This is a genomic window from Pseudomonas sp. G(2018) (assembly GCF_005502415.1).
GTDB lineage: Bacteria > Pseudomonadota > Gammaproteobacteria > Pseudomonadales > Pseudomonadaceae > Aquipseudomonas.
On sequence record NZ_SCOO01000005.1, the window covers coordinates 46,130 to 58,662 of the forward strand.

Sequence of the window (12,533 nt, forward strand, 5' to 3'; positions counted from 1 at the left end):
GGGATTACTCCTTGTCCGCCAGATTGACCACGCGGTTGGAGCGATCCACCGGGCGCACCTGCTGCCCGTCGAGAAGCACATGGACACCAGCGGCCACCACCCAGTCGCTGGCGTTGAGGCCTTCAAGCACCGGAACGGTTTTCTCGCCAAAAGCGCCGACCCGCACCGGGGTCTTCTTCAGGGTGTTGTTGGCGCTGACGACCCAGACGTAGGTCACGCCGTTTTCCGCGGTCAGTGCCGAGAGCGGTACCGACAGCGCAATCACCTCGGCGGTCTGTACGAACACCCGGGCACTCTGGCCTAGCTCGGCGGGGACTTTGTCACTGGTAAACGCGATGCGGGCGGCGAAGGTGCGGGACTTCGGATCGGCAGAGGGAGACAGTTCGCGAATTTTCCCGGCGAAGCGCTGATCCGGCTGCGTCCACAACTCCACCGACACTGGCTGGCCGACCTTGAAGCGACCGAAGTTCTGCTCCGGCAGGCTGATCAACACTTCGCGCTCGCCATCAGTTGCCAGGGTGAACACCGTTTGCCCGGCAGCCACCACCTGCCCGACTTCCACCGCACGCTTGGCTACGACGCCGTCCTGCGGTGCACGCAATACGGCGTAACTGGCCTGGTTACTGGACACATTGAATTCGGCTTTGATCTGCTTGAGACGGGCTTCGCCGGAACGGTAAAGATTTTCATGATTGTCGTACTGCGAGCGGCTGACCAACTGACGCTCCATCAGCGTTTTGTAACGGTCACGCTCGGCGCGCACCATATTCAGATTGGCTTCGGCGGCCGCGACCTGGGCGCGGGTGGCTTCCAGTTGCAGGCGTACATCTTGCGGATCGAGCTCAGCCAAGGGCTGGTCGGCCTTGACCCGCTGCCCTTCCTCGACCAGTCGTCGGCTGACTTTGCCGCCGATGCGAAACGCCAGGTCTGGCTCATAGCGGGCGCGGACTTCGCCGGGATAGCTTTCCGTCGCCTGGGCCGAGGGCTCTGGCTGAACCACCATGGCCGGGCGAACGCTGGTTTGGGGCGCCTCTTCGTGACCACACGCCGTCAATAAAAACGCCAGGGTGACTGGCAACGCGAGGGGCAAGGCATAGCGGAACATGGTGAAGGACCTTTCGCTAATGGTGCTTGGAATAATTATACTGACCAGTATGTTATTAATAGCAAACTCACCAGTCCAGTAATAAAAGCGCATATGCCGAACAATCTTTCAGCACCCAGCGGACCCGGCCGCCCCAAGGATCTGGCCAAGCGCCAGGCGATCCTCGACGCGGCGAAGACGCTGTTTTTGACCAAGGGATATGCCAACACCAGCATGGATGCTGTCGCTACGCAGGCCAATGTGTCGAAACTCACGGTCTACAGCCATTTCAACGACAAGGAGACGCTGTTCTCCGCCGCCGTGGTGGCCAAGTGCGAAGAGCAACTGCCGACGCTGTTTTTCGAGTTGCCGGACGGCGTGGCGGTGGAAACCGTGCTGCTGAACATCGCACGCGGTTTTCACCTGCTGATCAACAGTGACGAGTCGGTGAACCTGCACCGCTTGATCATGACCCTGGGCAGCCAGGACCCGAAACTCTCGCTGATCTTCTTCGAAGCCGGCCCGGAGCGCATGCTGCACGGTATGGAGCGGTTGCTGAGCAAGGTCGATCAGAGTGGCGTGCTACGTATCGACAAACCGCGCAATGCGGCGGAACACTTCTTCTGCCTGCTCAAGGGGGCGGCGAATTTCCGATTGTTGTATGGCTGTGGCGAGCCATTGACGGGGGAAGCGGCGGAGAGCCATGTGCGGGAGGTTGTGGGGTTGTTTATGCGGGCTTACAGGCCGGATTAAACCTGACAGTTTTGTAGTGTCATCGCCGACGCCATCGCGGGCAAGCCGCGCTCCCACAGGGCTTGTATTGGGTTCGACATTTGTGAACAGCTCGGAACCTGTGGGAGCGGGCTTGCCCGCGATGAAGGCAACGCGGTCTCAGGGCTTGAGCGCTTTCTTCGGATAAATGTCATACCGACTGGACTTGCCATCCAGCGCATGACTCGGCTTGGGTCCTTCAATGCACGGCGCCTTGCGCGGGCGTTTGACCACGACCCGGTGCGTGGCCAAGGCCAGTGCAGCTTCAAGCAATGCCGGCGCATCCGGGTCATCGCCCACCAGCGGCCGGAACAGGCGCATTTCCTTTTTCACCAGCGCGGTTTTCTCACGGTGCGGGAACATCGGGTCGAGGTAGATCACCTGCGGCGGCTCACCCTCCCAGTTGCGCATCACCTCGATCGAATTGCCCTTGAGCAAGCGCATGCGCGCCACAATCGGCGCCACCTCGAAATCTTCCGCGCCACGGGCCAAACCATCTTCGAGCAACGCCCCGATCAACGGCTGACGCTCGATCAAGCTCATCTCGCAGCCCAGGCTGGCCAGCACGAACGCGTCCTTGCCCAGCCCCGCCGTGGCATCCAACACCCGCGGACGCACGCCCTGAGCGACGCCCACAGCCTTGGCGATCATCTGCCCGCTACCACCGCCGTACAACCGGCGATGGGCCGCGCCACCCTCGACGAAGTCCACACGCACCGGCCCCGGTGCATCCGGGCCGAGCTGTTGCAGCTGCAAGCCCTGGTCGCCCACCTGCAGCGCGAACTCACCGTCATCCACCTGCAGCGGCAGGCCCAGGCGCTCGGCCCAGTGCTCGGCCTGTGGCTGAAAGGTCGCGGCCAAGGCTTCGACATGGATGCGGCACGCCGCCGGTTGCTCAATCATGGGAAAACACGCTCAAAAAATTAATGATCGGCAAAAACTGCCGATAACAAAACTATCGAGCATTTTGCCAGAGCTGAGCGTCGACCGAGAGAAATGTCAGACATTCAACCCACATTCACAGGTTTTATCTCGCCCTACGGCGACTACAACCTGCGGAACACCCAGGCACTGAGCGGCGTCAGCCACATCTGGCAGGATTTCTTTGCCCGGGCGCTGGCCGAACAGTCGGGTGAAGTGCTGCCGCAATCGCTGAATTTTCCAGCGGTGGATCTCGAAAGTCCGGTCGAACCCACTGTCGGCAGCGATCTGCTGGCACACATCATTTCCCAGCGCGAATGCGACGTGAAAGACACTGAAATTCATCCGCCCGAGCCGCTGTTCCTGCCGATTGCCGAATTTGAAATGGACTTGGCCGACAAGCCGTTCCCACCGTTCCCGCCGGAAGAAATCGTCGCCCAGCAGAAACAGCAGGACTTCGAAAGCGGCTGGGTGCGTCCGATTGTACTGACCGCTGGCCAGCCTTTGCCGGAAGCTGGCCCGGCACCGCAACCGCGTCCGCTGCACTTGCCGATCGCCGAGTTCGAACTCGACCTGCTGGACAAGCCCTTCCCGCCGTTCTCGCCTGAAGAATTGGTGGAACAACAGAAACAACTCGATTTCGATAACGGCTGGGCACGCCCGATCATCCTGCAGAACCTGCGCCTGGCGGCCTGATCCTCAGCGACAACGCCACCACGGTCCGACGTCCAGATGAAAGTGATTGCGATGGGCGGCGTTGTAATCCGGGCTCAACACCACGCTGAACAAACCGCAGGTGCCATCGCGGACCCGCCTTAGAAACTGCGCGTCCTGATTTTCCTTGGGCCAATCCTTGAGTACGCTGATGGCTCGACCGTCGGCCAGACGAAAACCGGCGATGTCCAGCGCATTGGCCGACGCATGCTGGCTGAGCCGGCCATTCTCACGACCATAGACATTGCGACAGGCAAAGCGCCTTCACATCCAGCGGCGCCCAGGGATTCCACTGCGGCGGCGGCGACAGCCAACCCCGCCAGACGCTTCCACCCGCCGCAGCGATGATCGACAACATCAGCAACAGCCACCACCGCAACCGCAACCGCAACCGCATTGTCAGCCTTTGAACAATTGATTGGCCTGCGCATAGGGCATGGACCGCGACGTGAACCCGAACGTGCCCGATTTCTGGACCTCTTCGGCAGCGCGGTAGAACTCGCCCAGCGCCGCCAATACCAGCGCCGAGCCGACACTGATGCGCTTAACGCCCATTTCGCCAAGCTCCTGCACCGTCAGCTTCAAGCCGCCGGACATCAGCACATTGACCGGTTTCGGCGCCACGGCGCGGACCACGGTCAGTACCTCTTCAGCGCTGCGCAAACCCGGTGCATACAACACATCCGCACCGGCTTCAGCAAAGGCCTGCAAGCGGCGGATCGTGTCATCGAGATCCGGATTGCCATGCAGAAAATTCTCGGCCCGGGCCGTCAGTGTGAAAGGGAAAGGCAAGCTGCGGGTGGCAGCGACGGCGGCCTCGATGCGCGCCACGGCATGCTCGAAGCAATAGATCGGGGTGTCCTCACGGCCAGTGAAATCCTCGATGGAGCCGCCGACGGCACCCGCTTCGGCGGCCAGCAGAATGCTTTTGGCGCACTCGGCAGGATCATCGGCAAACCCGTTTTCCAGATCGACCGCGACCGGCAGGTCGCTGGCGGCGACAATCGCCCGGACGTTGGCCAAGGTGTCGTCCAGGGTCAACCCGCCATCGGGGCGGCCCTGGGAAAAAGCGTAACCGGCGCTGGTGGTCGCCAACGCCTCGAAACCCAGGCTGGCGAGCATTTTTGCCGAGCCGGCATCCCAGGGGTTGGGGATCACAAAAACACCATCACGTTCGTGCAACGCTTTGAACGCATGGGCTCGAAGGGTTTGCGCATCCATTGGCAGGCTCCTGAAAAAGACGAACGAATCCGCCTTCAGAGCAGGCCAAGTTGCTCGGCGGCGGGTTCTCTGTATAGCTCAGGCAGCCCCGGCAAGCCAGGCAAACGCAGCATCAACCGGGCGTGGAAACGTTGCGCCAGCTTCGCCGCCAGCACGTTGTCGGCGGTGTGCAGGAAGATATAGGGCGTTCGCCCCTCTTCAATCCACAGGGCGATTTTCTCCACCCACGGCAGCAGAAACGGATCGTTGGCTTCCAGCTGTGGGTGGCCGATGAAGCGCACTTGCGGGAACTGGGTAAACGCCGCCGGGCGTGGTGGGACCCTGGGCTTTTTCGATTGGGCGTGCAGTACCGAAGGATCGGTCGAGGTGCAGCTGAACAATGCGCGCGGATCGAGGCAAATACGCTCGACGCCGCGATCCAGCAGCAGGCGATTGAGCATCCGCTCGCTGTCGCCCTTGGCGAAGAAATCGTCATGCCGCACTTCCACCGCCAAGGGTCGCTGCAAGGCATCGATAAAACCGGCCAGTTCGGGCAAGCGTTGCGGGGTAAAACTTTTCGACAGCTGCAACCACAGCGGCGAGACCCGTTCACCCAACGGCCTGAGTAACTGGGTGAAGGTTTCGGCAGCCGTCAGCTGTTCACGCAGGTCACCGCCGTGGCTGATGTCGCCGGGAAATTTGGCGGTGAAGCGAAAGTACTCGGGCATGGTGTCGGCCCAGCGCTGCACGGTGCTGGCAGCCGGGCTCGCGTAGAAGGTTGTGTTGCCTTCCACGGCGTTGAATACTTGTGAATAGAGATCGAGAAACTCGGCGGGTTTGGCGTCTGGCGGATACAGGTAGTCGCGCCAGGCGTTTTCACTCCAGGACGGACAGCCGAGGTAGTAAGGCAGCATCAGATGTACAGGTCGAGACCCATGACTTCCGCATCCCAGTCAACGAAACCGGCGGTGCTGAGATAGCTGGCCAAGGCCATCGCCACGCTTTTGCTCATGGCTCGGTGGTAAAGCATGTCTTGCTGACGGGCGGGCAGATTGCTCAGGCGTTGCGCGGACGCTTTGGCGCGGGCGGCCAGTTGTTCTTCCGAGGGAAATTCCAGCTCGCCTTCAATATCGACGGACTCATCTTCCACCACGTGGCCTTTGCGCGGCTTGCGTTTGATGGGGTAGGACTGAGAGGAAATGCCGTCTATACGCATAATTGCATGCTCGGTATCAGTGATGGCAGTTTAGTGGCGCACAACCCACTTCGCAAACCGCCGAGTGATAACTAGAACACATAAAAGACAAAAGGTTTAAAACCCGAGGTTGGAAAACGACGATTGGTGTTTGCCTTTAAATAGCTATCGCGGGCAAGCCCGCTCCCACAGGATCACCGATAACCCTGTGGGAGCGGGCTTGCCCGCGATTGAACCAACTCAATTCTGAAAAACTAACGTGCTTTGGGCGTCGCCACTTTATCGCGCAGATAAACCGGCTGCGCCTCATCGGCGACGATCGCCTCACCGCGCTCCCAGGCAAACCGCGCCAGGGTCAGCAGGTCTTCGGCGTGGGGCAGCATGCCCGCGTCTTGACCGCTCAAGCTGACGGCGATGCGTTCGCCATAGCCCCAACCGGTGCCCGCGCCGAACCATTCGCCGCTGGCGTCGGCTGGTAATGCGGCCACTTCCGGCGGCAGCACCGCTTCGTGGCCGACCAGCCGCATCTCCCCCGCGGTCTCGCGGTAACACCCCCAATACACCTCGTCCATGCGCGCATCAATGGCGGCCGCCACCTGGCTGGCACCGTGTTCGCGATAAGCGCGCTGGGCCAAAACAGCGAGGTTCGACACCGGCAACACCGGACGATCCAGGGCAAACGCCAATCCCTGCACTACGCCGATGGCGATGCGCACACCAGTGAATGCACCCGGCCCGCGACCGAACGCAATGGCGTCGACTGCTTGCAGCGTGGTCCCGGCGTCGGCCAGCAATTGCTGGATCATCGGCAGCAACTTCTGCGCATGCAGGCGCGGGATCACCTCGTAATGGCTCGTCACTTTGCCGTCATGCAGCAAGGCAACGGAGCAAGCTTCAGTCGCGGTGTCCAGGGCCAGCAAGGTACTCATCGATGTTTCCGTAAGATGGGTGGGAAAAAGAGGGATCAGAAAAAAGTGCGTCAGTATAAACAACTACGGCCCGCAAGCGGGCCGTGGATGGTGCAGCGAATCAGGTTTTTCAGCTCAGGGCTGCAAGCACCTTGGCGGTGATCGCTTCAACCGAACCGACACCTTCGATGTGGCTGTACTTCGGTTTGCCGTTGGCAGCCGACAACTTCTGGTAGAAATCCACCAGCGGCTTGGTCTGCGAGTGGTAGACCGACAGGCGATGACGCACGGTTTCTTCGGTGTCGTCCTTGCGCTGCACCAGTTCTTCACCGGTGATGTCGTCTTTGCCAGCGATTTTCGGCGGGTTGTAGACGATGTGGTACACGCGGCCGCTGGCCTCGTGGACACGGCGACCGGCGATGCGTTGCACGATTTCTTCGTCTTCCACAGCGATCTCGACCACTGCATCCAGCTCCACGCCGGCCGTCACCAGGGCTTCAGCCTGAGGAATGGTGCGCGGGAAACCGTCGAACAGAAAACCGTTGGCGCAGTCGGACTGGGCGATGCGGTCCTTGACCAGGGCGATGATCAGGTCATCGGAGACCAGGCCGCCGGCATCCATGATGCTCTTGGCCTTGATGCCCAGCTCGGTGCCGGCCTTGACCGCCGCACGCAGCATGTCGCCAGTGGAGATTTGCGGAATGCCGAATTTTTCAGTGATGAACTTAGCCTGAGTACCTTTACCGGCCCCGGGAGCTCCCAGCAGAATGACGCGCATCGATGTGCTCCTCAATTTTTATATGGATAACGTCGGATTCGCCTCGTGGGGCCAATCTCAAAAAATAGGGTCGTGGCCGCCCAAACGGCCAAAGGCTGATCAAGATACACAGCAGGCTGCGCCCACACAAGCCGCCAAAAGTCGGAGAAACCGCCCCTTCCGGTGACCGTTCGGCGCGGTTCCCCAAGTCGCAACCCCATCATTAACTGTCGCCTGGCCGTACTTTTATAACGGCCGGTCATCGGCGTCCGAGGTACGCATCGCACGCCTGCCCCCACGGCAAAAACCTTAGCCGGTATTTCGCAAACCGGCGGCAATCCCCGCTACAGACACCAGCAGCGCCTGCTCCACCGGGCTGCCCTGCGCTTCATCCTGTTGCCGCGAACGGGCCAGCAACTCGGCCTGTAATAGATGAAGAGGGTCGAGGTAGGTGTTGCGCAAGCGGATGAATTCCAGGGTATCTGGGCTATGTGCCAGTAGCTGCGACTGACCGGTCATCCCCAGGACGATCGAGCACGCCTGCGACAATAGGTCGCGTAAGTGCGCACCCAAAGGCAGCAAGTCCGGCTCGACCAGACGCTCATCGTAGGACCGGGCGATATCCGCATCGGCCTTGGCCAGCACCATTTCCAGCATATCGATGCGCGTGCGGAAAAATGGCCATTGCTCGCGCATCTGCCCGAGCAACTCACCCTCGCCGCGTTCCAGCGCCTTGCTCAAGGCTGCTTCCCAGCCGAGCCAGGCCGGCAGCATCAAGCGGGTTTGGGTCCAGCCGAAGATCCACGGGATCGCCCGCAGGCTTTCGATGCCGCCGGCGCGACGCTTGGCCGGACGGCTGCCCAGCGGCAGGCGCCCGAGTTCCTGTTCCGGGGTCGACTGACGGAAGTACTCGACGAACTGCGGATTTTCCCGCACCACGGCGCGATAAGCACGGACACCATCGGCGGCCAATTCGTCCATCAGATGCCGCCACTCGGGCGTGGGCAGCGGCGGTGGCAGCAGGGTTGCTTCGAGTACGGCGGCCAAATACAGATTGAGGTTTTGCTCGGCGATGTCCGGCAGGCCGAATTTGAATCGAATCATTTCCCCCTGCTCGGTGGTACGGAAACGCCCCGCCACCGAACCGGGTGGCTGCGACAGAATCGCCGCGTGCGCCGGGCCGCCACCACGGCCCACGGTGCCGCCGCGACCGTGGAACAACAGCAGTTCCACCTGCTGCTCACGGCAGATGTCCACCAGACGCTCCTGCGCCCGATACTGCGCCCAGGCCGCCGCCGTGGTGCCGGCGTCCTTGGCCGAGTCGGAGTAACCGATCATCACTTCCTGTGGCCCTTGCAGGCGCGAGCGATAGCCCGGCAACAGCAACAGTTTTTCGATCACAGGTCCCGCGTTGTCGAGGTCGGCGAGGGTTTCGAACAACGGCACCACACGCATCGGCCGCAACACACCCGACTCTTTGAGCAGCAACTGCACCGCCAGCACATCGGAAGCAGCACCGGCCATGGAGATCACATACGAACCGAGGGACGCCCCCGGTGCGGCAGCGATTTCCCGGCAGGTGGCCAAGACTTCGGCAGTGTCGGCCGACGGCTTGTAGTGGGCCGGCAGCAGCGGCCGACGGTTGTTCAGTTCGCTCGTCAGGAAATCGATGCGTTCATCTTCACTCCAGTCTTCATAACGACCAAGGCCAAGGTAATCGGTGATTTCAGTCATCGCTGCGCTATGGCGCGACGAGTCCTGACGCACATCGAGACGCACCAGGAACAGGCCAAACGTCACTGCCCGGCGCAGGCAATCGAGCAACGGACCATCGGCAATCACGCCCATGCCGCACTCATGCAGCGAGTGGTAGCACAGTTCCAGCGGATCGAGCAGGTCACGGTTGTCCTGCAGTACGTCGGCGGTGGCTGGCGTCGGTGTCGTCAACGCGGTGTGCGCCCAGTTGCGCGTGGCGCGCAGGCGCTCGCGCAGTTGTTTGAGTACTGCACGATAGGGTTCCGCACTGTCGCCGGCCTTGGCCTTGAGCGCTTCACTGGCCTGCTGCATCGACAAATCAGCCGCGAGGTGATCGACATCGCGCAGGTACAAATCGGCAGCCATCCAGCGCGCCAACAACAGCACTTCACGGGTGACGGAAGCGGTGACGTTGGGATTGCCGTCGCGATCGCCGCCCATCCATGAGGCAAAGCGAATCGGCGCGGCTTCCAGCGGCAAGCGCAGGCCGGTGGCGGCGTGCAAGGCCTGGTCGGCCTTGCGCAGGTAATTGGGGATGGCTTGCCACAGCGAGTGTTCGATCACCGCAAAGCCCCATTTGGCTTCGTCGACGGGTGTCGGGCGGGTGCGGCGGATTTCTTCGGTGTGCCAGGCTTCGGCGATCAGGCGCTGAAGCGTCGATTTGATCTGCTCGCGCTCGGCAGTAGTCAGGTCGCGGTGGTCCTGAGCCGCCAGTTGCGCGGCGATGGCGTCGTATTTCTGGATCAGCGTGCGACGGGCAACTTCGGTCGGGTGAGCCGTGAGAACAAGCTCGATCTCCAGCCGCCCCAGTTGCCGCGCCAGGGACTCGGCGCCATGACCTTCGTTGCGCAGACGGGCGAGCAGTTCCGGCAGCACCCGCGCTTCGAACGGCGCGCCTTGGGACTCTTCCCGGCGGTGAATCAACTGGTACTGCTCGGCGATGTTGGCCAGGTTGAGAAACTGGTTGAACGCCCGGGCCACCGGCAGCAATTCGTCTTCAGTCAACTGGTTGAGGCTCGCGCTCAGTTCGGCGTCCATGGAGCCGCGCCGGTCAGCCTTGGCGCCCTTGCGGATCTGCTCGATCTTGTCGAGGAAATCGTCCCCGTACTGTTCACGAATGGTGTTGCCCAACAGCTCACCCAACAGGTGAACGTCCTCGCGCAAGCGTGCATCAATATCGGTCATCAGCAGTTCTCCAGCAAAAATCCGGGCGGCCAAGAAACTCATGCTCTTGAACTAGAGAGTGCCGCTCCAGGCCGCTTCTTACAACCCAGACGACGAAGGGTCTTTAAAGCGCCAAGGCAGAAGCTAGTCTGAACAGTAGGCCGCACAACGGCTTTCGCCGGCCAATGCCGGATATTTCCGGCCTGCCATGAGCAGGCGCGTCATGAGGTCATTATGAAAATTCGCGAGCTTGCCCATCATTGGGAAGAAAACGCCAAGGGTCGCCTGACCGACACCGGCTACTCGATTCACCTGGATGTTGAAGCGGCTGCCAGGCTGGCGGCGATCATTGAGATGTACCCTAAACGGCAACCCGAAGAACTGCTCGGCGAACTGATTGGCGCCGCCCTCGAAGAACTGGAAAAGAGCTTTCCGTATGTAAAGGGAACGACGGTGGTAGCCACTGACGAAGAAGGCGATCCACTGTACGAAGACATCGGCCCGACCCCGCGCTTTCTCGCCTTGTCCCGTCGTCATCTGCACGATTTGTCGGCCGGTCACGACAAGCGGAAACACTGATTTTCTCTCATGTAACCCCCTGTGATCCTCTGTGGGAGCGAGCCTGCTCGCGAACGCGATTGAACACTCAACATCAACGTTGACTGTTACACCGCTTTCGCGAGCAGGCTCGCTCCCACATTGGATCTATGGTGCCTGGCAACTGCAATTATGGCTGCAGTTTTTGCGGGGTTTCCTGCCCCATGCAACGCACAGCTTTTTTGCGGTCGTTGATCAGCACGCCAGTCAGTCCTTTCTGTTCGGTATCAAACAACACCAGCACGCCATCAATGCATTGCGCCACTTGCGCCGCCGGTTCCAGGGAGACTTTGTAGTCTTCGCCCGGTACGGTCTTGAGCATGGTGAATTCGTTGAGCAGCAACGCATCCTCGGGCTTGGCGAAGTGCAGGTAGCCGTACCACCACAGGGCACCGACGGTGCCGAGGATGCTGCAGATACCGGTGATGATCAGCGGGATGGCGTTACGTTCTTCACTCATTGCGGGCTCTCTGGTGGTTCGTCTTCAGAATTTTTGGATGCCGGATAATTGGGGATTTCACCCAGGCGGCGCAGGCCGTCGAAATGCTGCGGGTCTTCGAGATAGCGCAGCATGACTTTGCGCCAGACCGGGTCGGCAAACGTCTGCACATGACCGCCTCGGGTCAGTTGCAGCACGCGCGGCGGCGGCGCAGCTTGATACAGACGGATGCCGTTGGAAAGAGGCACGATCGGATCGTCGATGCTGTGGTAGATCAGTTTCGGCACGCCGTTGAGCCGGGCCATGGAGTTGATGGCGCTGTCGCCGTCCGGCACCAGCCATGACAGGGGCACCTGAAATGCCCAGAACACCCAGGAGTTGCTCAGCGCATAGCGACCGACGCTGCGGTAACTGGCGGGCACGCCGTCGAGTACAACCGCCTTGAGTTGTTTCTGCCGTTGCGGATGTTGGACCAGATAGTGAACGGCCATCGAACCGCCAAGGCTCTGGCCGAGCAGGATCAGCGGCCTGCCCTTGACCTCGGGCGCCTGGTCGAGCCATTTGAACGCGGCGTCGATGTCCTGATAAATCGCCGGCAGGCTCGGTTCGCCTTCGGACAAGCCGTAACCGCGATAATCCACCAGCAACACTTGATAGCCCTGCTTGGGCAGCCACCAGCTCCCGCCCAGATGCATCGGCAAGTTGCCACCGTTGCCGTGCAGGTGCAGCACCGTGCCCTTGACCTCGACGCCTTTTTTCGCAGGCAACCACCAGCCATGAAGCCTGACGCCGTCGGCGGTGGTCAAGGTGACGTCGCGGTATTCGAGTTTGGCTTTTTCCGGAGTGAACAGCTGGCCGGGTTCGGGGTAGAACAGCAGCGAGCTGCAACCGTTCAGGGTCAGGAGAATGCAGAGGATGCCGAGGATTCTCATCCGTTGAAACCTCGTAAAGTGTGGTTGGAATGCGACCCAATGTGGGAGCGGGCTTGCTCGCGATAGCGATGTCACAGGCAACATGGATGCTGAATG

At 61.0% G+C, this 12,533-nt stretch carries 13 protein-coding genes and 1 pseudogene; 3 read left to right on the forward strand and 11 right to left on the reverse strand.

Annotated elements, in window-relative coordinates; translation table 11 throughout:
* Window positions 1-4: 4 nt before the first annotated feature.
* On the reverse strand, window positions 5-1,105 hold the full coding sequence (locus tag FFS64_RS06670; protein ID WP_137804699.1) for an efflux RND transporter periplasmic adaptor subunit: 1,101 nt from the start codon (window positions 1,103-1,105) through the stop codon (window positions 5-7).
* Window positions 1,106-1,198: 93 nt separating this feature from the next.
* Between FFS64_RS06670 and FFS64_RS06675 the strand changes: the two genes are divergently transcribed.
* Window positions 1,199-1,837, forward strand: coding sequence for a TetR/AcrR family transcriptional regulator (locus tag FFS64_RS06675; RefSeq protein WP_137804700.1), 639 nt, complete (start codon window positions 1,199-1,201; stop codon window positions 1,835-1,837).
* A gap of 138 nt (window positions 1,838-1,975) precedes the next feature.
* On the opposite strand, the gene FFS64_RS06680 is transcribed toward FFS64_RS06675, so the two are convergent.
* Window positions 1,976-2,758 (reverse strand): class I SAM-dependent methyltransferase, encoded by a 783-nt coding sequence (locus FFS64_RS06680; RefSeq protein ID WP_137804701.1) that lies wholly within the window; start codon window positions 2,756-2,758, stop codon window positions 1,976-1,978.
* A 93-nt stretch (window positions 2,759-2,851) separates the two neighbouring features.
* Between FFS64_RS06680 and FFS64_RS06685 the strand changes: the two genes are divergently transcribed.
* Entirely contained in the window at window positions 2,852-3,472 is a 621-nt protein-coding gene (locus tag FFS64_RS06685; RefSeq protein ID WP_137804702.1) for an energy transducer TonB, read from the forward strand.
* A 3-nt stretch (window positions 3,473-3,475) separates the two neighbouring features.
* On the opposite strand, the pseudogene FFS64_RS06690 reads toward FFS64_RS06685, so the two are convergent.
* From FFS64_RS06690 to ppc, 7 genes and pseudogenes are all read right to left on the reverse strand, one after another.
* A pseudogene (locus FFS64_RS06690) lies at window positions 3,476-3,875 on the reverse strand (extensin family protein).
* A gap of 14 nt (window positions 3,876-3,889) precedes the next feature.
* Window positions 3,890-4,711 carry an oxaloacetate decarboxylase gene (locus FFS64_RS06695; RefSeq protein WP_137804703.1) on the reverse strand — a complete coding sequence of 274 codons (822 nt, stop codon included), beginning with the start codon at window positions 4,709-4,711 and terminating at the stop codon, window positions 3,890-3,892.
* A gap of 35 nt (window positions 4,712-4,746) precedes the next feature.
* Window positions 4,747-5,607 carry a DUF72 domain-containing protein gene (locus tag FFS64_RS06700; protein WP_137804704.1) on the reverse strand — a complete coding sequence of 287 codons (861 nt, stop codon included), beginning with the start codon at window positions 5,605-5,607 and terminating at the stop codon, window positions 4,747-4,749.
* Window positions 5,604-5,906, reverse strand: a complete 303-nt coding sequence (locus tag FFS64_RS06705; RefSeq protein WP_137804705.1) for a hypothetical protein — start codon at window positions 5,904-5,906, stop codon at window positions 5,604-5,606. Before FFS64_RS06705 ends, FFS64_RS06700 begins: the two co-directional genes overlap by 4 nt.
* 233 nt (window positions 5,907-6,139) lie before the next feature.
* Window positions 6,140-6,814 (reverse strand): tRNA (adenosine(37)-N6)-threonylcarbamoyltransferase complex dimerization subunit type 1 TsaB, encoded by a 675-nt coding sequence (tsaB, locus tag FFS64_RS06710; protein WP_137804706.1) that lies wholly within the window; start codon window positions 6,812-6,814, stop codon window positions 6,140-6,142.
* A 109-nt stretch (window positions 6,815-6,923) separates the two neighbouring features.
* Entirely contained in the window at window positions 6,924-7,571 is a 648-nt protein-coding gene (gene adk, locus FFS64_RS06715; protein WP_093214773.1) for an adenylate kinase, read from the reverse strand.
* Between the two features lie 288 nt (window positions 7,572-7,859).
* On the reverse strand, window positions 7,860-10,490 hold the full coding sequence (ppc, locus tag FFS64_RS06720; protein ID WP_137804707.1) for a phosphoenolpyruvate carboxylase: 2,631 nt from the start codon (window positions 10,488-10,490) through the stop codon (window positions 7,860-7,862).
* A 213-nt stretch (window positions 10,491-10,703) separates the two neighbouring features.
* Between ppc and FFS64_RS06725 the strand changes: the two genes are divergently transcribed.
* Window positions 10,704-11,048 (forward strand): pilin assembly protein, encoded by a 345-nt coding sequence (locus tag FFS64_RS06725; RefSeq protein ID WP_137804708.1) that lies wholly within the window; start codon window positions 10,704-10,706, stop codon window positions 11,046-11,048.
* A gap of 148 nt (window positions 11,049-11,196) precedes the next feature.
* Here FFS64_RS06725 and FFS64_RS06735 read toward each other — a convergent pair whose 3' ends face one another.
* Entirely contained in the window at window positions 11,197-11,526 is a 330-nt protein-coding gene (locus FFS64_RS06735; protein ID WP_137804709.1) for a hypothetical protein, read from the reverse strand.
* A complete protein-coding gene (locus tag FFS64_RS06740; RefSeq protein WP_137804710.1) occupies window positions 11,523-12,437 on the reverse strand; it encodes an alpha/beta hydrolase in 915 nt (304 codons plus the stop codon). The genes FFS64_RS06735 and FFS64_RS06740 overlap by 4 nt, the downstream gene beginning before the upstream one ends.
* Window positions 12,438-12,533: the final 96 nt, after the last annotated feature.

Coding starts and splice junctions, on each gene's coding strand:
- FFS64_RS06685 (WP_137804702.1), top strand. CDS start 2,852: ATGTCAGACATTCAACCCACATTCACAGGTTTTATCTCGCCCTACGGC.
- ppc (WP_137804707.1), bottom strand. CDS start 10,490: ATGACCGATATTGATGCACGCTTGCGCGAGGACGTTCACCTGTTGGGT.
- FFS64_RS06695 (WP_137804703.1), bottom strand. CDS start 4,711: ATGGATGCGCAAACCCTTCGAGCCCATGCGTTCAAAGCGTTGCACGAA.
- FFS64_RS06670 (WP_137804699.1), bottom strand. CDS start 1,105: ATGTTCCGCTATGCCTTGCCCCTCGCGTTGCCAGTCACCCTGGCGTTT.
- FFS64_RS06675 (WP_137804700.1), top strand. CDS start 1,199: ATGCCGAACAATCTTTCAGCACCCAGCGGACCCGGCCGCCCCAAGGAT.
- FFS64_RS06740 (WP_137804710.1), bottom strand. CDS start 12,437: ATGAGAATCCTCGGCATCCTCTGCATTCTCCTGACCCTGAACGGTTGC.
- FFS64_RS06735 (WP_137804709.1), bottom strand. CDS start 11,526: ATGAGTGAAGAACGTAACGCCATCCCGCTGATCATCACCGGTATCTGC.
- FFS64_RS06680 (WP_137804701.1), bottom strand. CDS start 2,758: ATGATTGAGCAACCGGCGGCGTGCCGCATCCATGTCGAAGCCTTGGCC.
- tsaB (WP_137804706.1), bottom strand. CDS start 6,814: ATGAGTACCTTGCTGGCCCTGGACACCGCGACTGAAGCTTGCTCCGTT.
- adk (WP_093214773.1), bottom strand. CDS start 7,571: ATGCGCGTCATTCTGCTGGGAGCTCCCGGGGCCGGTAAAGGTACTCAG.
- FFS64_RS06705 (WP_137804705.1), bottom strand. CDS start 5,906: ATGCGTATAGACGGCATTTCCTCTCAGTCCTACCCCATCAAACGCAAG.
- FFS64_RS06725 (WP_137804708.1), top strand. CDS start 10,704: ATGAAAATTCGCGAGCTTGCCCATCATTGGGAAGAAAACGCCAAGGGT.